Source organism: Acinetobacter sp. Marseille-Q1623, from assembly GCF_902809895.1.
GTDB classification, from domain to species: Bacteria; Pseudomonadota; Gammaproteobacteria; order Pseudomonadales; family Moraxellaceae; genus Acinetobacter; species Acinetobacter piscicola_A.
In genome coordinates, this window is sequence record NZ_CADDWG010000001.1 from 1,430,745 (window position 1) to 1,449,182 (window position 18,438).

At 37.1% G+C, this 18,438-nt stretch carries 16 protein-coding genes, 3 tRNA genes and 1 pseudogene; 9 read left to right on the forward strand and 11 right to left on the reverse strand.

Features of this window, described 5'->3' with window-relative positions; all coding sequences use genetic code 11:
• The first annotated feature begins 49 nt into the window (after positions 1-49).
• A complete protein-coding gene (mrcB, locus tag HUV91_RS06765) occupies positions 50-2,449 on the forward strand; it encodes a penicillin-binding protein 1B (protein WP_130072714.1) in 2,400 nt (799 codons plus the stop codon).
• Positions 2,450-2,459: 10 nt separating this feature from the next.
• Positions 2,460-3,068, forward strand: coding sequence for a tetratricopeptide repeat protein (locus HUV91_RS06770; RefSeq protein ID WP_416377007.1), 609 nt, complete (start codon positions 2,460-2,462; stop codon positions 3,066-3,068).
• A gap of 58 nt (positions 3,069-3,126) precedes the next feature.
• On the opposite strand, the gene HUV91_RS06775 is transcribed toward HUV91_RS06770, so the two are convergent.
• Complete coding sequence (locus HUV91_RS06775) at positions 3,127-4,029, reverse strand: NUDIX domain-containing protein (protein WP_174492939.1); 903 nt, start codon at positions 4,027-4,029, stop codon at positions 3,127-3,129.
• A 136-nt stretch (positions 4,030-4,165) separates the two neighbouring features.
• On the opposite strand from HUV91_RS06775, the gene hemP reads away from it, so the two are divergent.
• The gene (gene hemP, locus HUV91_RS06780) at positions 4,166-4,336 is read left to right on the forward strand and encodes a hemin uptake protein HemP (protein WP_130072718.1); all 171 of its coding nucleotides are present in this window, start codon (positions 4,166-4,168) and stop codon (positions 4,334-4,336) included.
• 250 nt (positions 4,337-4,586) lie between these two features.
• Here the strand turns inward: hemP and HUV91_RS06785 are convergent, their stop codons facing one another.
• Positions 4,587-5,564 carry a PIG-L family deacetylase gene (locus HUV91_RS06785; RefSeq protein WP_174492940.1) on the reverse strand — a complete coding sequence of 326 codons (978 nt, stop codon included), beginning with the start codon at positions 5,562-5,564 and terminating at the stop codon, positions 4,587-4,589.
• Positions 5,565-5,838: 274 nt separating this feature from the next.
• On the opposite strand from HUV91_RS06785, the gene HUV91_RS06790 reads away from it, so the two are divergent.
• Positions 5,839-6,633 (forward strand): hypothetical protein, encoded by a 795-nt coding sequence (locus HUV91_RS06790; RefSeq protein WP_130072722.1) that lies wholly within the window; start codon positions 5,839-5,841, stop codon positions 6,631-6,633.
• A 13-nt stretch (positions 6,634-6,646) separates the two neighbouring features.
• Positions 6,647-7,321 carry a hypothetical protein gene (locus tag HUV91_RS06795; RefSeq protein ID WP_174492941.1) on the forward strand — a complete coding sequence of 225 codons (675 nt, stop codon included), beginning with the start codon at positions 6,647-6,649 and terminating at the stop codon, positions 7,319-7,321.
• Between the two features lie 60 nt (positions 7,322-7,381).
• On the opposite strand, the gene HUV91_RS06800 is transcribed toward HUV91_RS06795, so the two are convergent.
• Positions 7,382-9,139, reverse strand: coding sequence for a GspE/PulE family protein (locus HUV91_RS06800; protein WP_174492942.1), 1,758 nt, complete (start codon positions 9,137-9,139; stop codon positions 7,382-7,384).
• A gap of 162 nt (positions 9,140-9,301) precedes the next feature.
• A pseudogene (locus HUV91_RS06805) lies at positions 9,302-9,700 on the reverse strand (DUF4951 domain-containing protein).
• A 190-nt stretch (positions 9,701-9,890) separates the two neighbouring features.
• Here HUV91_RS06805 and gloB point away from each other — a divergent pair.
• Both gloB and HUV91_RS06815 read left to right on the forward strand, forming a co-directional pair.
• On the forward strand, positions 9,891-10,622 hold the full coding sequence (gene gloB / locus HUV91_RS06810) for a hydroxyacylglutathione hydrolase (RefSeq protein WP_174492943.1): 732 nt from the start codon (positions 9,891-9,893) through the stop codon (positions 10,620-10,622).
• A 513-nt stretch (positions 10,623-11,135) separates the two neighbouring features.
• A complete protein-coding gene (locus HUV91_RS06815) occupies positions 11,136-11,339 on the forward strand; it encodes a hypothetical protein (protein WP_065991968.1) in 204 nt (67 codons plus the stop codon).
• A 122-nt stretch (positions 11,340-11,461) separates the two neighbouring features.
• Here the strand turns inward: HUV91_RS06815 and HUV91_RS06820 are convergent.
• The 5 genes from HUV91_RS06820 to HUV91_RS06840 all read right to left on the reverse strand — a co-directional run bounded on the left by HUV91_RS06820 (position 11,462) and on the right by HUV91_RS06840 (position 14,196).
• Positions 11,462-11,546, reverse strand: a tRNA-Leu gene (locus HUV91_RS06820).
• A 37-nt stretch (positions 11,547-11,583) separates the two neighbouring features.
• A tRNA-Trp gene (locus HUV91_RS06825) sits at positions 11,584-11,657 on the reverse strand.
• Positions 11,658-11,697: 40 nt separating this feature from the next.
• Positions 11,698-11,782, reverse strand: a tRNA-Leu gene (locus HUV91_RS06830).
• 108 nt (positions 11,783-11,890) lie between these two features.
• Positions 11,891-12,688 (reverse strand): protein kinase domain-containing protein, encoded by a 798-nt coding sequence (locus tag HUV91_RS06835; RefSeq protein WP_174492944.1) that lies wholly within the window; start codon positions 12,686-12,688, stop codon positions 11,891-11,893.
• Positions 12,685-14,196 (reverse strand): DUF3336 domain-containing protein, encoded by a 1,512-nt coding sequence (locus HUV91_RS06840; protein WP_174492945.1) that lies wholly within the window; start codon positions 14,194-14,196, stop codon positions 12,685-12,687. Before HUV91_RS06840 ends, HUV91_RS06835 begins: the two co-directional genes overlap by 4 nt.
• A 194-nt stretch (positions 14,197-14,390) precedes the next feature.
• Here HUV91_RS06840 and HUV91_RS06845 point away from each other — a divergent pair, with 194 nt between their 5' ends.
• Entirely contained in the window at positions 14,391-15,263 is an 873-nt protein-coding gene (locus tag HUV91_RS06845) for an ATP-binding protein (protein ID WP_174492946.1), read from the forward strand.
• Positions 15,264-15,321: 58 nt separating this feature from the next.
• Here HUV91_RS06845 and chrA read toward each other — a convergent pair whose 3' ends face one another.
• Positions 15,322-16,533, reverse strand: a complete 1,212-nt coding sequence (gene chrA, locus HUV91_RS06850; RefSeq protein WP_174492947.1) for a chromate efflux transporter — start codon at positions 16,531-16,533, stop codon at positions 15,322-15,324.
• Positions 16,534-16,865: 332 nt separating this feature from the next.
• Between chrA and HUV91_RS06855 the strand changes: the two genes are divergently transcribed.
• On the forward strand, positions 16,866-17,216 hold the full coding sequence (locus HUV91_RS06855) for an immunity 51 family protein (protein ID WP_174492948.1): 351 nt from the start codon (positions 16,866-16,868) through the stop codon (positions 17,214-17,216).
• 97 nt (positions 17,217-17,313) lie between these two features.
• Here HUV91_RS06855 and tsaD read toward each other — a convergent pair whose 3' ends face one another.
• Positions 17,314-18,324 (reverse strand): tRNA (adenosine(37)-N6)-threonylcarbamoyltransferase complex transferase subunit TsaD, encoded by a 1,011-nt coding sequence (gene tsaD / locus HUV91_RS06860; RefSeq protein ID WP_130073036.1) that lies wholly within the window; start codon positions 18,322-18,324, stop codon positions 17,314-17,316.
• Positions 18,325-18,438: the final 114 nt, after the last annotated feature.

Genomic DNA, 18,438 nt, shown 5'->3' on the forward strand with positions numbered 1-18,438 from the left:
AAAAGCTTCGCATGATTGACAAAATTTCTCAGGTTTTTTGCATATTTTTATGAAGTCAGAACGTGGAATAGGCATCATTGCACTAATTTTCTGTGTGCTCATTATTGCTGGATTTTTAGCTTTTAGTATTTATTTGGTTCGATTAGACACAATTATTCGAGATAAATTTGAGGGAAATCGTTGGGATATTCCTGCGAAAGTTTTTGCACGCCCATTAGAACTTTATGCAAATGCTCCTGTGACAACCAATGATTTTGAACAAGAATTAAAACTACTTGGCTATAGCAAAAAAGACAGTTATGAAAAATCTGGCAGTTATGTTGTTCAAAATAATAGCTATTATGTGCATACCCGCGGTTTTGACTACGGCGATAGCGTAGACCCTGAGCAAATTTTACAAGTTTCATTTAATGAAGATACCGTTGCTGATATTAAAGCTACAAAACCCTCCAGTACAGGTATTGCTCGTTTAGAGCCAATGTTGGTGGGTGGAATTTTCCCACAACATAATGAAGATCGCGTCCTCATTAAACTCAATAAAGTGCCAAAAACTTTAATTGAAGCCTTAGTGGCAACTGAAGACCGTAATTTTTATCACCATCATGGAATTTCATTCCGTGGTACAGCACGTGCCATCGTCAGTAATGTCACAGGTGGCAAACGTCAAGGTGGTTCAACACTGACACAACAGCTCGTTAAAAACTTTTACCTTTCACCTGAAAAAACTTTAAAACGCAAAGTAAATGAAGCATTTATGTCTTTATTGCTTGAGTTCCATTATAGCAAGGACGAAATTTTAGAAGCGTATTTAAATGAAGTAAATTTAGGGCAAAATGGCAACTACTCTATCAATGGTTATGGTTTAGCCTCACAATTTTATTTTGGTTTACCTTTACGTGAACTCAATATTGCACAACAAGCTTATTTAGTCGGCTTAGTTCAAGGACCAACCTTATACAATCCTTGGAAAAACCCTGAAGGTGCAAAAAAGCGTCGTGATATTGTTCTCAACAATATGTTGGTGATGGGTTATTTAACCCAAGAAGAATATGAGCGTGAAACTGCTCGCCCGCTCAATGTCGTCAAAAAACCAACAACAGGTCCTTCAAAATTTCCTGACTTTTTAGACATCGTACGTCGTCAGTTGAAAAAAGAATACCAAGAATCTGATCTAACTAATCAAGGCTTGCGTATTTTCACTACGCTTGATCCAATTGCACAGACTAAAGTCCAAAATAGCTTCCGTGACACTGTAAGCCGTTTAGCAAATGCCAATCCATCCCGTTTAAAAAATTTACAAGGTGCTGTGCTCGTGACACAACCTGAAAATGGTGAACTGATTGCAGCAGTAGGCTCAACCCAAGATTTCACAGGTTTTAACCGTGCGATTGATGCAAAACGTCAAGTGGGATCTTTACTGAAACCGATCATTTATTTAAGTGCTTTAGAGTCAGGGCGTTATACATGGGCAAGTCAAATTGAAGACAGCCCAATCAGTATTCCTGTCGATGGCAATAAATCTTGGACACCAAAAAATTATAGTGGTGGTGGACATGGTTATGTACCGATGGTGCAAGCTCTTGCACATTCTTATAATTTATCTGCGGTACGTTTAGGGCAAGAATTTGGTCTATCTACATTTAAAAATCAACTAACCAAATTTGGTGTAGAGTCTAATATTCCAAATTATCCGTCTATTTTCCTAGGTGCAGTCGATATGTCGCCGATGGAAGTCATGAGCATTTATGGTAACTTTGCAACAGGTGGTTTTAAATATCCAACCAAAGCCATTCGCTCAGTCGTAGATGCTGATGGTCGTTTGCTACAACGCTATAGTTTAAATGTACAACAAACGATCGACCCATCCTCTGCTTATATTTTGAATTATGGCTTACAACAAGTGATGTCATCAGGCACAGGGCAATCTGCTTATGGCAGTCTATCATCTGAGCTAAAACTAGCGGGTAAATCAGGCACAACCAATGATACCCGCGACTCATGGTTTGCTGGGTATTCAGGTAACCATTTAGCCGTAGTATGGCTCGGACTTGACGATAACAAAGTGACAGGCTTAACAGGCTCATCAGGTGCTTTACCTGTATGGACCAATGTCATGAAACAATTGCGCCAAAAACCAGTCAATCTGCGTCAAACTGACAATGTTCAATGGCAATGGATTGACAGTGAAAGTGGTCAACTTTCCGCACAAGGTTGTGCCAATAGTTTTTATATTCCGCTCTTGCGTAACTCAGTACCTCGCCAAGCTACAGCATGTGGTATGCCACATTATCAAGTAGAGCCGACTTACATTCCTGATACGCAAAATAACCCACCTGCCGAGAACTCTAACGATAGTATAGAAAATTACATTCGTGAAAGTGAAAGCAACATGGATCAAGATTTAAATAGTCAAGGTCATGTAATTTCAAGTGGTCGTTATGAAAATTAAGAGTGTTATTATGCAAATCGTTCCACCAAAGATGCGCCAAAAAACTCAGCAGAAAATCATACCAATCAAATACCTTGGTGCATTGACGATTGTACTTGCGATCGCAGGTTGTCAATCTAATCCGATTCAAACAGGTTCAGGCAAGAAACCTGAACCTGTGCCACAAAACCCCAAAGCGAAAGTCGAAACACCTGACGGGGTTAAAATCATCCCTTATGATCGCCCTGAGATCAAACGTGAATCCATGCAAGTGATTGTACCCGAACAAAAAGCTCAACCACAAAAGTTTGATGATGGACACAGCATTCCTGCTTTTAATCAATTGATTAAAAAAACTGAGGCAGCATTTCGCCAAAGCAAATGGAATGAGGCAGAAAATTTTGCGCTGCAAGCACAGCGTTTAGCACCACAATCTGCTGAAACCTATTTATGGTTAGCATTAATCGCCAATCATAAAAATCAGGCAAAAAATGCCGAATCTCTTGCGAGACGTGGTTTGAGTTTTGCACAAAGTGATGCGATGCGTAAGCAATTATGGAATGCGATTTTAAAATCTGCACAACAGCAAAAAAATGCTAAAACCATTGCAGAAGCACAAGCAAAGATCAAAGCGCTTTAAGCCTTGATCTTTTCATTTGTCATCTTGCTATCAAAAGCTGTAAACATTGTATTTAACATTAAAATGCCCGAATTCCTGCAACACCATAAGCACAATACTGCTGTGCAATGGCTAAATCTTCAGGCTTTAAACCACCCAAAGCAAACACAGGAACAGCGCAGTCTTTTGCCCATAGTACAAAATTCTCCCAACCTAAAGCATTGTTTTCTGGGTGCGTTGCTGTATGCAAAACAGGACTGAGCAATACGGCCTCAAAACCTAAATGCTGTGCTTTTTGCAAAGACAATAAATCATGACAAGCAGCGATACAACGCACACCAATATTGAGATCATGTCGCTGTGCTTGCATCACTTGAGATTGTTTGAAATGTACTGTGAATATTTGGGTTTTAATCTGCTCGGGTAGCTTGTGCCAAAGATCGACATTCACCACTAAACGCGCTAATTTTGTTGGATCTAAGTGCATGAGAAATTGTAGGTCTTCAACATGCAATTCATCCACTCGCCAATACATTAAATACTCAGGATTTAGTGTTTCAATCTCTTGAATATGCGCTGAGATCTTAATGAAATGTTGCCAAAATAAACGTTCAACAATGGCTTGATTGGCTTTGGGAAAATTTAATTTTGTCAGTTGATCACGTGTGTACCATGTCCAAGGCGATTGAATATTTTCCAAATTTTCAGCATTTACTTGGCCATGAAATACATGTAAATTCACAATAATATCGTCATATTCGTGGCAAATCACATCAAAGATATGCCAGTCTTGAACTCCTATTCCGACTTCTTCAAACACCTCTCTACGACAGGCTTGCTCGGGTGTTTCGCCATGTTCAACTTTACCCCCAGGAAACTCATATTTGTTACCTTGATGTTGCGCTGCTGCTCTCCATCCAACGAGTACTTTAGTTTGATGAAATAATAAGGCGATCGCCACATTTACCACAGGTTTTGTCATCACTTTTTCATCACTTATTTTACAGAATGTAAGTAAATCGCTTTTTTTTGCAAATAACAACAATTATCGTTGACAGTCTTATTCGATAATGATTATCATTTAAAACATTAAATGACGTCCCACACGGAGTAGAACAATGAACGCACCTTTTAGCTTATTCACACGTAATAATGAATCGACCAATGCCTTACCGATGCTACATTCCAACAATTTATTCGCGCTTGGTCGTGAAATCCGTATTATGCATGCAGGTGAAGAATACCGCTTACGTTTAACACGTAATAACCGTCTTATTTTAACCAAATAAGTATAAAAATAATTTAATAAAATAAAAATTGTGGGAACAAGCAGTATGAATCAGCGCATACTGCTTTTTTAAACAAGGCTGTATTGTAAACGTTCTAGGCATTTTCAGCGACCCAACCACTGTACTGTTTACTACCAAATCCATTGAAAAGACAAACATAATAATTACTACACAAACTAGAACCTAAAATCTTCCTTCCCACATAAATATGTGAGCAACAATCTGCTTTGCAAAGATTTTAAGCTAACTTTTAACGTAGCTTTTCATCAATATGCTTACAATTCACCACACTCTTTGAACTGATATATTGCTTACCTAACCAAACCAAATGTGGATCTCGTGCATGTGGATTAACATATTGATATTCCACCAAAACAGATGTTAAAACATCCCACAGTTTGCGATGCTGCTGATATTCACTATTGGACATATTCACAGGTTTGGCACGATTTACATATTCTGTAAATTTATTGGTCAGCATACAGTTGTCTAGACCTTGGCTTACATGCTGCACCAGCAAAGAGGTCATAATATAATCAGAATGATCTTGTTGATTAATATATAAATTATCTTCTGCAATATTAAAAGTAATCTCTTTTTTGCCTGCTTCAAGTTGCACAATATCGGACAGTGTTTGAATTAAATCTTGTTGAGTATACGTATTTTGTTGATCAATGCTTGAAATTGTTTTTATTTTTCCACGATACAATTTTTCCAAGCTTTGAAATCGGGTTGTGGGGAAACCATTTCCCGTCATATTCCCATCAGGTAATAAAAAATTATAAAATACAATATTTTCACCCAATTGCTTTCGCTGAAAAGTGTGTTGATTAATTTTAATTTCAGTGCTGATAATCCTATTTTTATCATGATTCCAATGATTCACTGATTTCTCATGCGCCAATAAACGTGCTTCCCAATAGGTTTTTTTCATCGCAGAATAGTGAGGTAAATGTATTGCTTCACCACCATCACCTGCGGTCGTCAAAATAAATACATTTTTATTTTGATGTTGCACATAAAACTGTGCATTTTTCGCCATAAATAATTGAATATCATCGGGATGTGCTGCCACAAAGAATTGCACGGTTTTATTTTGTGTTGGTGTCACTTGCGGTTCTATCGTGGGGGTATTGTCCTGTTCTGAAGAACCTCCTCCACACGCACTCAACAATGTTGACAAAAATAAAATAGAAGTTAAAAAAGTAATTTTAAAATTATTATTCATAATAGAAAAAATGTTGTAAATTATGCGCACATTATACAAAAGATTTCAGCTTAATTTCATTTTATCCAAATATTAATGCAAAAGTTTTAAACCCATCTTTACAATAAAATTTGGTTTCTATTTTATGGAACCTATTGAAAATATTCACTCAAATGAGTTAAATTTAACCCAATCTATTTTCAAGAATTTTTATTTATAAAAATAGTTTTTTAATTTTAGTTAGAATTGTGCACTTTAAAATTTAATTTTGGGCATTCATTGTCGGATTTTTAATATGTTAAATGTAAATAAAATCTTCGCCCTTACTTTCACTTTGGGTATAGCCCAACATACTCTGGCGGGGTACTCCGATGAAATCAGTTATTTTGAATTTCTTGAAAAACGAGATGTTCCTAAAGAAGTTACGACACTTATTCCAGTCAATGAAAAACTGTTGGATTTTAATTTTGGTCATTTAAATGATGACGTATTATGGGATCTTGCACTCATTACAGTGCCAAGCGATGAGTTTAATCTTGCTCAACAAGAAAATCGCCTACCTAAAAAAAGGACACTCTATCTATATTTAGGTGATGGTCAGTCATTTAAGCTAAAACTCCAACATCAATATGCTTTTAAGAATCTTAATGAAAAAGCAATTCAAAGTATTTGGCAAACGGGAATTCTAGATACTGAAAATCACTATATACATCCTAAAGTTCGTAAAATTTATGATCTTTTAGATCCAGATGCGCCATTTCAACAAGCCACTGGAGGTTTTACCCTAAGTCAAAGTTTTGAAAATTATTCATATTCCATCAAATTTATTTGGGATAAAAAGCTTCAAGACTGGATTTATGCAGGTGCATTAGGAACGACTCATTCGAATCCGCAACTTGATGCGACCTCGGAAGATGAAAGTTCAGTGACTGCAGCTACTGAAGTAGCATCTTATGAAACAAGTTCAAACTATGTATTGCTGCTAAAGGAAAATCCAGAAACCAAAGCCTTAAAAGATTTTTACTTTGATCATCCTGAATATGAAGATAGTTATTCCTTTGATCCTGACAACTATGGTCCACCTGAATAAAGCTTGAGCATAAATGAAAATTTTAAATATTCGAACATCTTGTATTTCAACACTATTATTGCTTTGCTCAGCAACGATCTACGCTGAACATTTGGTGTATATTCCCCAAGATATGCGACAAAGTATTGATGCAAATGACACTGCGATCCATCTCAAATATGGTCCATTCAGTCAAAAAGAAAAATATGATGCGCTGGTCATCACCATCAATGCCAAAGATAGAAAGAAATTTAAAAGTGATTATCAAAACTTATATACCCTTCCTAGAAGTATTTATATCTTCAGTTGGCGTGACCAAAAATGGCAATTGTTAGGTAAAAATGATGTGATTTTAAAACCAGTATCAGAACGCGAAAACTATTCTCCAGATATTGATCAAGTTGAATTTATACGGGATGATGACCCTCAAATTCCACCTTATCTATATATTATTCGCGAAGGTGAAAATAGGAAATGGGCAGATTCACAAGCCTCTTTTAACTTAAAATTCGATCCTGAAAATCAAAAAGTTTATGTTACTGAAGAATCTTATTCTTATAAAAATCCTGAAAATGAATTCTTCCCATGTTCAATCACCCAAAAATATCCATTAGGTCAACAAGCTTTTAATACTTTTACCGATCATGAGGATGCACTTATTTCCGCACAACTCAAAACCAATACATGCGAGAATGTGATCATTGAGTAACACTTCAAGAGCATTCTGGAATGCTCTTTTTCATGTGTGATATAAGTCAAAAACTGATATTTAGTTTAGAGGCACAACCCTTAAAACTTCTTCCAAAGTGGTGATCCCCTCCAATACTTTACGTGCCCCTGCGATACGTAATGGATCAATCCCCTCCTGCTTAGCCTGAGCCCGTAACTCATCAAGTGTCGCATTGGCGGAAATTTTTTGCTTGGCTTCTAGACTAATCGGCATAAATTCATAAATTCCAACACGCCCTTGATAACCTGTATGACGACACTCCTCACAACCCACGGCTTTAAAAACAAAATCAGGCATGTGTAATGAATAACCAAATGTTAAATGTTTCCATTCTTGGTCATTAATAAAGGTTTCTTGTTTACAATGTGGACAAAGTTGACGTACTAAGCGCTGCGCCAAAACACCTAAAATCGTTGCTGCGGTTAAAAATGGTTGTACTCCCAAATCATGCAAACGAGTCAAACTTGAAGGTGCATCATTGGTATGCAAAGTTGACAACACCAAATGTCCCGTCAATGCGGCTTGAATTGCCATATTTGCAGTGTCTGAGTCGCGGATTTCCCCGACCATAATAATATCAGGGTCTTGGCGCATCAATGCACGAATACCATCTGCAAAACCCAGCTCAATCCCATGATTTACCTGCATTTGGTTAAAACTCGGCTCTAACATTTCAATCGGGTCTTCAATAGTACAAACATTGACTTGCTCAGTGGCTAACTGCTTTAAAGAGGAATATAACGTGGTGGTTTTGCCTGAACCCGTTGGCCCTGTCACCAAAATAATCCCATGACTATGCTGAGTCATCGCTTGCCAAGCTTGTAGTAAATTTCCATCAAAACCAAGCTGCTTAAAGCTCCGCACCAACACTTCAGGATCGAAAATACGCATGACCAGCTTTTCACCAAAAGCGGTTGGAAGTGTTGCTAAACGTAGCTCAGTTTCTTGCCCTTTTGGTGTACGAGTTTTTAAACGTCCATCTTGCGGTTTACGCTTTTCTGCAACATTCATTCGCCCTAAAATTTTAATTCGGGAAATCACGGCGGTTAATGTATTGGCAGGCATATTATAAATAGTATGCAATACACCATCGATACGAAAACGAATTTTCCCATTGTCTTTGCGTGGTTCTAAATGAATATCGCTGGCCCGTTGTTCAAACGCAAATTGTAAAACCCAATCCACCAATTTCACAATGTGTTGATCATTTGCATCAGGATTTTGTGTATCGCCTAACTGCAATAATGCTTCTACGCCTTTATTTTCTTTTTGGTGTGCACCTGATTTTTGTGATGAAATGACAGCTCGACTGACTTGGTAATATTCCACCAAATAACGTTGCAATTGTTCAGGATTTAACAATACTCTTTGAATTTTTTTGGGTTTTAAACTGCTTTCAAGGTTTTGCATCCAATCAAGAATAAAAGGCTGATCTGTGCCAATCAACACTTGATCAGGCTGAATCTCAACAGCCAAAATACGATTACGTAAAGCAAATTCTTGCGACATCACCGCAGTCAAATTCGCCACATCTGCTTTTAATGGGTCAATGATGTAAAGCGGCAAATTGGTTTTATCTGCTAGCCATTGACACAGAGTACTCAGGGTTAGACGTTTTTGAGGTTCGTTTTGATCTGTTAAATTAAAATTGGCAATCCATTGTAATGGATGCCATTTCAGTTGATCACGTTGCCGATGTGTGGTTTGTACCAACAGTTTTTCACGCTCTGTAATCCGTTGATCTTTTAATAATTGTTCTAAACACCAAGTGGTATCAATTTCAAAGTTAAATTGCATTATTATTTCCCCAATCGTGTTATCACTATAACAAATAATGCTTTGTCATGAGCCTTATCACGCGATATTTTTCGAGCAGATGTTTAATTTTTATAAAATCTGACGCAACATCTGCCTTAGAAATATTTTAAATGCCTTTAACTTTGACTGATCGGCTTAGACCTATACCATGTCACTCCATAGCAGCGCGATTTTCTGCATTAACTGCGCTCGATACGGTGCTGTTGGATTACAAGGATTACGCTTTACTTCATTTTCATAAAATGCTTGTCACGCTTGCACCATGGATAAAGTCACACCTTTTTCTTTAAAACCCGCAATATCTGTTTTTTGCACACCATTCAAACGCTGTTTTGCACCCTCTTCACCTGTCGCCCAACCGATTACACCCTGCCCAAATGCCGGCAAACTCATATTATTTGGCGTTGGTGGAATTGCATGACGCTGAATATTTTCATTCACCTGACATTGCCTTTGCACAGTATTTTGCAGTTGAGTTTGTGCTGTTGAACAAGCACTCAACATATATACACTGAGTAAAATAAGAGGAAATACTTTCATTTTCAAAATCTCGTGATTAAAACTTTAATCGAATATCAATCAAGAATTAGCGCCGCATTTCTAAGAAAAACCAACTCATTCTTCTCACTCAAAATTTATTGAGATCTGTGATATCAGGCTACTGTGACTACCATTTATAAGTAAATTTACATACAATCAAATGAGAAGCAGTAAGGGAAGCCAACAAAAAATGTCATTTAAAATTCATGTTATTGATGTCAAAAACCAACTCCAAAATTATATTTGGTTACTTGAACACACCATAAGCCATGATGTGGTGGCAATCGACCCAACTGAAGCACATTTGGTTCAATCCTACTGTTTAGAAAATCAATTAAATTTAAGTCAAATTTGGCTCACCCACTGGCATAAAGACCATGTTGGTGGTGTTCCTGCCTTGATTACTAAACAAAATCTCGCAGTGTATGGACCACGGGATGAATTAAGCCATTTGCCTTTTATCAACCATCCTTTACAACATGATGATCAATTTGAATTTCATGGTTTAAATATTGAAATTATTGCAGTGCCAGGACATACGCTAGGGCATATTGTATATTTTATAGATGAATTAGACAGTGTTTTCTGCGGAGATACATTATTTGCGATGGGATGTGGACGCATGTTTGAAGGGACAGCTGAGCAATTTTATCATTCCTTAAACCGTTTAGCCGCATTGCCACCACGCACACAAGTCTACTGCACACATGAATACACTTTGTCGAATGCAGAATTTGCCTTACATATAGAACCTGATAATTTTGCACTACAACAACGTGCGGAAAAAGTTCGCCAATTACGCGCACAAGGTAAAATTACCCTGCCAAGTACTATTGAACTTGAACTAGAAACCAACCCTTTTCTACGTGTCGATAGCGTTGAAGAGTTTGCTAGAATTCGTGCACTCAAAGATAACTTTTAAACGATCAATATCATGTAATTCAAATCAACATCTGTCCATTTACAAGGCGTTCATTACTAACTGTGTTGCTTTTACGCAGCGCAGTATGAAAATGACCGTAACGAGAACGACTTTGAAACAAACAGCAATCTGCTGCATACAGCTCATGACAGCGATAAAATAAACTTAAAATAATTTTGCTGGGAAAATATTGAGCAATACTGCTGAATTTATAAGCATCTTGATATATTTTCTTACAGATTCATAAAAAATTTCATCTTAAAAGAGATATATCAAATTATTTTTAAATTGGCTTAAGCATCTTGATGATATTTTAATAAAATTTATATTTTTTATAAACTTACTATCAAAAAAGCAACTCAATCAATAAAAAAATGATCCCAATATTCGAAAAATTAAGTTCCCCAATTGATCAAAAATTGCTATAAAAAAATTATTTCATCATTTCTCCCCTTTAAAAATTTGAAAGTCATCCCTATTAATTTTACAGACAGGAATTAAGGAGAGCCTTCCATGAAAAAGGTAGTGAAAGCAAAGAATCTAATCGCATTTCGTATTTGGTTAGAAAAGCTTGGATATTCAGTGAAAAATTTAGCAGATGGCAAAGGCTTTACCTTCAGCTTTAAAAAAGAATATGGCTTAGTGACCTGTGACCTTGCTGGCAATAATTTAGCATTCCAACTGGGTGAAGAATTTGAAGATCATTTAAAAGCTTAAAATTTTAAATATTTTCTTGCTTAAATCAATATCAAAGGCATCTGTTTTGGATGCCTAAAAATTTTTATATTTTTAAAAAGGCATAAAAAAAGCAAGACTGATAAATCTTGCTTTTTAAAATATGGTGGGGACGGAGAGACTCGAACTCTCACACCTTGCGGCGCTGGAACCTAAATCCAGTGCGTCTACCAATTTCGCCACGTCCCCGAATTTTTATCACTTTCGTGATTAAAATTAAATAAGTTGGCAGAGGATCAAGGACTCGAACCTTGACGAACGGTTTTGGAGACCGTCATGCTACCATTACACCAATCCTCTAGTGCAGATTACTAAGTTTTCGGACCACCTAATAATTGCTTGGTGGGGACGGAGAGACTCGAACTCTCACACCTTGCGGCGCTGGAACCTAAATCCAGTGCGTCTACCAATTTCGCCACGTCCCCGATGGCTGTGTATATTATAGAGATCATTTGGGTCTGACAAGCCCTTTTTTATAAAAAAACACTTGTTTGTTTAAATATAAAACAAAACCACCTTTCTTCGTCTTTTCTTTAGCCAATTTTGCTTAATAGTTGTTTTATTTGATAAATATTTGTACAACGTTGTGAAATTTGTTTACGTAACATCAGACTCAAAACTTCTTCAAAGGCTTGAAATTGAGGTGTAAGCTGTATTTTTAAGTTTTGACAATGCAAAAAAGCCCAATCTTGATAACTTTTTGCTTGCAACTTTTCTTGTTTCAACCATTCTAACCAAATAATCCCTAAAGCATACAGATCGGATTGGAACGATTTCGGCTTTGCATGGAATAACTCAGGTGCCATATAACGTGGTGTTGCAGTATTTGGCATATCTTTGACATCATCAAGATGAGCACTTTGTTCAAAATCAATTAAGCACAAACGTCCTGATTGTTGTCTAAAATGTTCAATTTTTAAATCACCATGAATAAAACCCAGTTCATGCAGATGTTCCAAGACCTCTAAACTTTGCCTTAAAATTTGAATTACTTGCGAAAATTGCAGTGATAATGCGTTTTCTGCAAAAAGTGCTGCTGCGTCTTGTAACTGTAAAGAATCACGCAATAAAAGTGGTGAAGAAGCACTAGAGTCTATCGTACTGGTAATGGAAAAATCACATAAAAATGAATAATCAGGAGATTCCAAAGCATTTAAACGATTATACATCTTGAGTTCATGTAAAAAACTACGCTCATAGTCTGCATTCACATGGGCAAGCTGCTGCTTAATCCAGTACTTACCCGTTGTATTTTGTACACAATAAATTCTCCGCCCAAAACTTTGGCTTCGGGCAGAATTTATAGCGGTAGCCAATGATTTGATGTTCATGCCTGCTCTTTCTGTCTAGCATTCACTTTATTTTTCAAACTAAAGTTTAAAACCTCTAAACAATGTTGAATGGTTTTACCTATACGTGCATGGGTTTCTATACTTGAAATTTTTGGCCAAGTTGCACGTTCACCCTCTCGCTGAAGTAATGCAAATAATTCAGGGCGTGGATTTTGTAACATGTACTGATAATGTTTCAGGCTATAATTTCCAATGATATTGACATCACCATAGTAGCGCTGATCAATAATACCGTACCCGTGTTCTAACAATCTGCGAACGGTTGGAATGCGCCCTACACGATCTCGGGTAAAGTCCATCACATCCATGGCAATAGTTTTACCGTGTTTGCGGACTATACGCTCAGGCCAACTCAGTAAATCTTTACGAAAGCGTTCAGTGTCTGTTTGCATAAATGGCACAATGTGCGGATTGACCTGACTGGCAATGGTATAGTTAATATTATATAAGCGCGACATTTTTTCTTGTGGAAAATCACTGCGTACACTGCCATCCACCCAACGGGTACTGGCTAAATAAGGCGTATGGACCGAGTCATAACGCTTGCCTGTTAAACGTACAGGCGGGAATAAAATTGGAAATGCGCATGACGCCAAAACCGCACTCCACACCAATAAGTCAGGTGCAGTATATTTATTCATAATACGTGCATCTTCATGTGAAACATTATACGGCGCAACACTGATATTAATATCCAAGCCAGACTCTTGATAAGCCTCCTCAAAAGTCAAATCACCTAGATTTTCAACCAAAAATTTCTTTAAATAGCGAACATCAGCAAAACCACCATTACCCTTGATCAGCTCACGCAAGCTTCTAAAATGAAATGCCTCACTATAAAAGTGTTCACCTGACAAAATATCAAATATTTCACTTGGTTTTGAAATTCCCAACATCGCCGTCATGATCGCCCCAGCACTAGAACCTGACAGCACTTTGGGCAATAGATCTTGTTCAATCAGTGCTTTACATACACCCGTATGAAAAAGCCCCAGTGTTGCACCGCCCGAAAACATGATGGCAGGCTGCCCATAGACTTTTTCACAATTTTTAAAAAACTCAATTTTTTCCTGTACGCTCAAATCTTCACAAGCCACAGAAGCGATAAATACCAAACTTTGACTGACTTCTTCGACATAATCTTCAATGAGTTTCTTCGTACCCACATAGGTTTCGGTAAATAATAAAGGATGAGCAATATTGGCAAGATCGTGACTTAAACCTTCACTTAATATGTAAATTAAGTCCGCAGTGCGCTTTTGATGGCGATAACGACGTAGAATATTTAATCTGTGGGCAATAATTTCAGAGTCAAAATAAGGTGAGCTATTGTCATATTTCCATTCTTGCGTACCACTTTCTTCATCCAATTTTAATGCTGTCGCCTTCCACTCTTCATAACTTTCAGCTTGTGCAAGTTGTCTTTTTAATTTTTTGATGCGATAGGCTTGATGTGGATTGAGATCATGTTTAAATTCTATGTTCATTTGTCGCATGGTCCTATAATTTAACTCTAAAAATAGAGTGTGTGTTCCATTCACTATGCTGAATATTCTTTACAGAAGCAATTACTCAAAACGACTATTTTTTGACTAAGATGTTCATTTCCACAGTATTTCGTTTGTCTTCGGTGTATGCTCATAGCATATCTTAACAAACTGTAAAATATTAGCGAACTGTTATGGCCACTCTTGATTTACCTGATCATTTAATCCAATCCTTATCTATCGTGCTTGAACAACTAAAAAACGTACTGCCTGAACCCAAGCAAGATCCTGATTTTTCTGCGCCTGCCTTTCGTTGGCAAGACAAGCAGCTCAAACCCATTTATCAACCCAAAGCGATTTTATTAGCAGACCTTAAAGGCATCGAACGTCAACGTGATAAAATTTTGCAAAATACTGAACAATTTTTAAATGGTTTACCTGCCAATGATATTTTGCTAACAGGTTCACGGGGTACAGGTAAATCTTCGATTGTGCGTGCATTATTGCCCCAATACCAAGCTCAAGGATTACGTTTGATTGAAATTGAACGTGATGACCTATCTGACCTTCCTGAAATCCAAAAAATGATCCAAGCACGTCCTGAAAAATTTATCGTGTATTGTGATGACTTGGCATTTAATGCTGAAGATGAAAACTATCGTAGTTTAAAAAGTGTTTTAGATGGCTCATTACAGTCAGGTTCAAACAATTTCATCATTTATGCCACCAGTAACCGCCGTCATTTACTGCCTGAATTTATGCATGAGAATACCCCAGTTATGCGTGCAGATGTTCCTCAACATAACGAACTGCATCCCCAAGAAGCCATTGAAGAAAAAATTTCACTTTCAGATCGCTTTGGGCTTTGGTTATCTTTTTATCCGATGGATCAAAATCTTTACCTAGAAATCGTTGCGCATTATTTAGCCAAAGAAAATATGCCTTTTGATGATGAAACACGTGCCGAAGCCCTACGTTGGTGTCAAGCACGTGGGCAACGTTCTGGCCGTGCAGCCTATCAATTTTCAAAACATTGGATTGGCGCTCAACAATTAAAAGCCTTATGATATAAATATAACTAGAATGTAAATCAATAGACAATATGCTGGATCATATTGTCTATTTTTATGAAATCACCACACTATTTAAATAAAAATAATAAGTGCTAAAACTTCCTATAAGTGTGAGCCAAATCGGTAATTTACTTTTTAATAATGCAATGAGTGTGATAACAAAGAGTAAATCTAACCATTGCACAATGTATTTCTCAGTCATTTGTACAATCAAACACAATAACAACCCGACGACAGCAGCATGAATCCCCTGAATTGCTTTATAAATTGTTTGTTGTTGCATGAACCAAGACCAATATGGCAAAGTAGCAAAAATCAATAAAAATGATGGGATATAAATCATGAGTGTCGCTAGACTTGCATTCACAACAACAGATGATGTAAATGGCAACAAAGCCCCCAAATAACTGGCAAAACTAAATAATGGACCTGGCATTAGCTGTACAATCGCATAACCCAAATCAAAACTTTCATTGGCGACTAAATCCGTTGCAACAAAATCTTGATGTAGCATCGGTAAAATAATATGCCCACCTCCAAAAACCAAAGAAGCAGAGCGATAAAAACCCTCAAAAGCTTGCAGAAATAATGATGGACTCAAATGATTTAAAATTGGAAATAATAAAAATGGCACAATGAATACAATCAACCACATATAAGCTTTCGTATGTTTAAACTGAATGCTATTGTTTTCAACATCATGCTGTGGATCTTTTGCTTTTGCTAAAAATAGTCCAACAATTGCAGCGATTAAAATCACAATGATTTGATTTGCTGATACAGGCACAACATAAATAAAAATCATAGCAAATAGCATCAGCAAATATTGCCAAAAATACTGACAAAGATTACGTAACATTTGCCAAAATGCGAATATCACCACAGCCAACACAATCAATTGAATGACATGAAAAAAATGTTGATTTAGACTGGTAAAAAAATACTGTCCCAATACTGCAGCACAAGTCATCAAAATCGCCGAAGGCAAAGTAAATCCCAACCAAGCACAAAACGCACCGCTATAGCCATTTTTGAAATAACCAATGGCAATCCCTACTTGACTACTGGTAGGCCCAGGAATAATTTGTGCCAAAGCAAGTACTTTAAAATATTCTTGTTCATCTAACCACGATGATCTCTTAATCAAAAAATTATGAAATAAAACAATATGTGCCGCTGGTCCACCAAAGGCAATACAACCTAGCTTTAGAAAAGTGATAAAAATATAAAAATTTGAAAATCTATTTTGAGTTAAAGCGATCATAAAAACATTCAAATAAAGCCAATAAACAATTAAAAAAAATTTAAGTATCGTATTGAGCGCAAAATACCTGATCTTTAGTTGCACAGTCTCCAATGCTAATCTTCTTCAGTGACAAAGCTATGACATGCTCTTGATCAGCAAAAGTCATTTTTAATCTATAACACAGCAAGACTTTCACTTTAATATAACGTTTACACCTCATCTAATAAATATAGATTTTTGATGCCTGATTTTTATATAAAAAACACAATTACATTTCATAATTTCAACAATTTAACTGCTCAATCTATTTTAAGATGATGCTACTTCTATTTTAATAAAGCGTTATAAAAATGAGCATTGATAATTTTAAACAAACCATCCAACCCTTCTTTTGGGTAGCGCATGAAAACAGTTATTCAGTATGCCTCACCGAGTTAAATTTTAAATCAGAAATTATTGCAAGTCGTGCTGATGAAGGCTTTGAAGGAAATGGCTATGATTGGGCAGCATTGGCAAGCACTTATGTCGACAAACAACTGCCTGAATTGGTTGACACGATCAAGTTTGACCCTGAAGCGGATATGTTTTGTGCTTATTCAAAAGATGCCGAAGCTCTAAGGAAATTTATTGTGTTATTTAGACATGCTTTGGACAAAACCGAGTTTATGATTGAAATATTCTCTTATGCAGAATTAGATTAGCCACTGCTTTAAAGCAAACTATTTTTCAGGTGTTCTTCATAAAGAAAGAGGCTTTTCACCCCTTTCTTTATTTAACATTTTTTTAATTTTAAAAAAATTATTCAGGCTTGGTTAACTCAGTCATCGGCCAACGTGGTGTCGTCGTTACAGACAAACCATCCTGCTGCCCTGCTTTAAGACGCTGATAACCCGCAAAAGCAATCATGGCGCCATTGTCGGTACATAAAGCAGGTTCAGCATAGTAAACCGTCGCTTTAATTTTCGCTAAATCGGCTTCTAAACGCTCACGCAAACGCTTATTTGCACTGACACCCCCTGCAATCACCAAACGTTTCATTCCTGTTTGCTTCAGTGCTTTGACTGATTTTTTAACCAATGTATCTACAAGCGCTTCTTGGAATGATGCGGCAATATCAGCATCCCGATTTTCACCGTCTAGTTTTTTCAGTTGCACTGAAACCGCAGTTTTTAATCCACTAAAAGAAAATTCTAAACCTTGATGCAACATTGGACGCGGAAATTCAAAGGCATTTTTATCGCCCTGTTCTGCTAAACGTGAAATATTTGGCCCACCTGGATACGGCAATTTCAACATTTTCGCAACTTTATCAAAGGCTTCACCCGCGGCATCGTCGATCGATTCGCCTAAAATTTCATATTCACCAATCCCATGTGCAGCCATTAATTGCGTATGCCCACCTGAGACCAATAAAGCGACAAACGGAAATTCTGGTGGTGTAGCCGATAAAAGTGGTGCAAGCATATGACCTTCCATATGGTGCACACCAATCGCAGGCTTATTTAATGCAAATGCCAAAGTTCGACCAAACAATGCGCCTGTCATCAGTGCCCCCATCAAACCAGGTCCACGTGTATAGGCAACCGCATCAATCTCAGATTTTTTTATCTGACTGTCTGCAAGCAGCTGATTAATTAAAGGAATAAGTTTACGCACATGGTCACGTGAGGCAAGCTCAGGGACGACCCCACCATATTCAGCATGTAATTTGATCTGACTATATAACACCTGTCCTCTTAAGCCGACTTCACTGTCGTACAGCGCCAAACCTGTTTCATCACATGAAGTTTCTAAGCCCAGAACGATCATTAAACTACCTTTTACCCGTATCAAAATATTGCCAAAGCTATTATAGACTTGTGATATGAGATGTAAATGAGTAAAATACTGTCCTTCACTTGTGATCAAGGGTAATTCCACCCT

Bases quoted from the DNA above. Each gene is read 5' to 3' on its own strand.
- mrcB (WP_130072714.1), top strand. From the start codon at position 50: ATGAAGTCAGAACGTGGAATAGGCATCATTGCACTAATTTTCTGTGTG.
- HUV91_RS06770 (WP_416377007.1), top strand. From the start codon at position 2,460: ATGCAAATCGTTCCACCAAAGATGCGCCAAAAAACTCAGCAGAAAATC.
- HUV91_RS06775 (WP_174492939.1), bottom strand. From the start codon at position 4,029: ATGACAAAACCTGTGGTAAATGTGGCGATCGCCTTATTATTTCATCAA.
- hemP (WP_130072718.1), top strand. From the start codon at position 4,166: ATGAACGCACCTTTTAGCTTATTCACACGTAATAATGAATCGACCAAT.
- HUV91_RS06785 (WP_174492940.1), bottom strand. From the start codon at position 5,564: ATGAATAATAATTTTAAAATTACTTTTTTAACTTCTATTTTATTTTTG.
- HUV91_RS06790 (WP_130072722.1), top strand. From the start codon at position 5,839: ATGTTAAATGTAAATAAAATCTTCGCCCTTACTTTCACTTTGGGTATA.
- HUV91_RS06795 (WP_174492941.1), top strand. From the start codon at position 6,647: ATGAAAATTTTAAATATTCGAACATCTTGTATTTCAACACTATTATTG.
- HUV91_RS06800 (WP_174492942.1), bottom strand. From the start codon at position 9,139: ATGCAATTTAACTTTGAAATTGATACCACTTGGTGTTTAGAACAATTA.
- gloB (WP_174492943.1), top strand. From the start codon at position 9,891: ATGTCATTTAAAATTCATGTTATTGATGTCAAAAACCAACTCCAAAAT.
- HUV91_RS06815 (WP_065991968.1), top strand. From the start codon at position 11,136: ATGAAAAAGGTAGTGAAAGCAAAGAATCTAATCGCATTTCGTATTTGG.
- HUV91_RS06835 (WP_174492944.1), bottom strand. From the start codon at position 12,688: ATGAACATCAAATCATTGGCTACCGCTATAAATTCTGCCCGAAGCCAA.
- HUV91_RS06840 (WP_174492945.1), bottom strand. From the start codon at position 14,196: ATGAACATAGAATTTAAACATGATCTCAATCCACATCAAGCCTATCGC.
- HUV91_RS06845 (WP_174492946.1), top strand. From the start codon at position 14,391: ATGGCCACTCTTGATTTACCTGATCATTTAATCCAATCCTTATCTATC.
- chrA (WP_174492947.1), bottom strand. From the start codon at position 16,533: ATGATCGCTTTAACTCAAAATAGATTTTCAAATTTTTATATTTTTATC.
- HUV91_RS06855 (WP_174492948.1), top strand. From the start codon at position 16,866: ATGAGCATTGATAATTTTAAACAAACCATCCAACCCTTCTTTTGGGTA.
- tsaD (WP_130073036.1), bottom strand. From the start codon at position 18,324: ATGATCGTTCTGGGCTTAGAAACTTCATGTGATGAAACAGGTTTGGCG.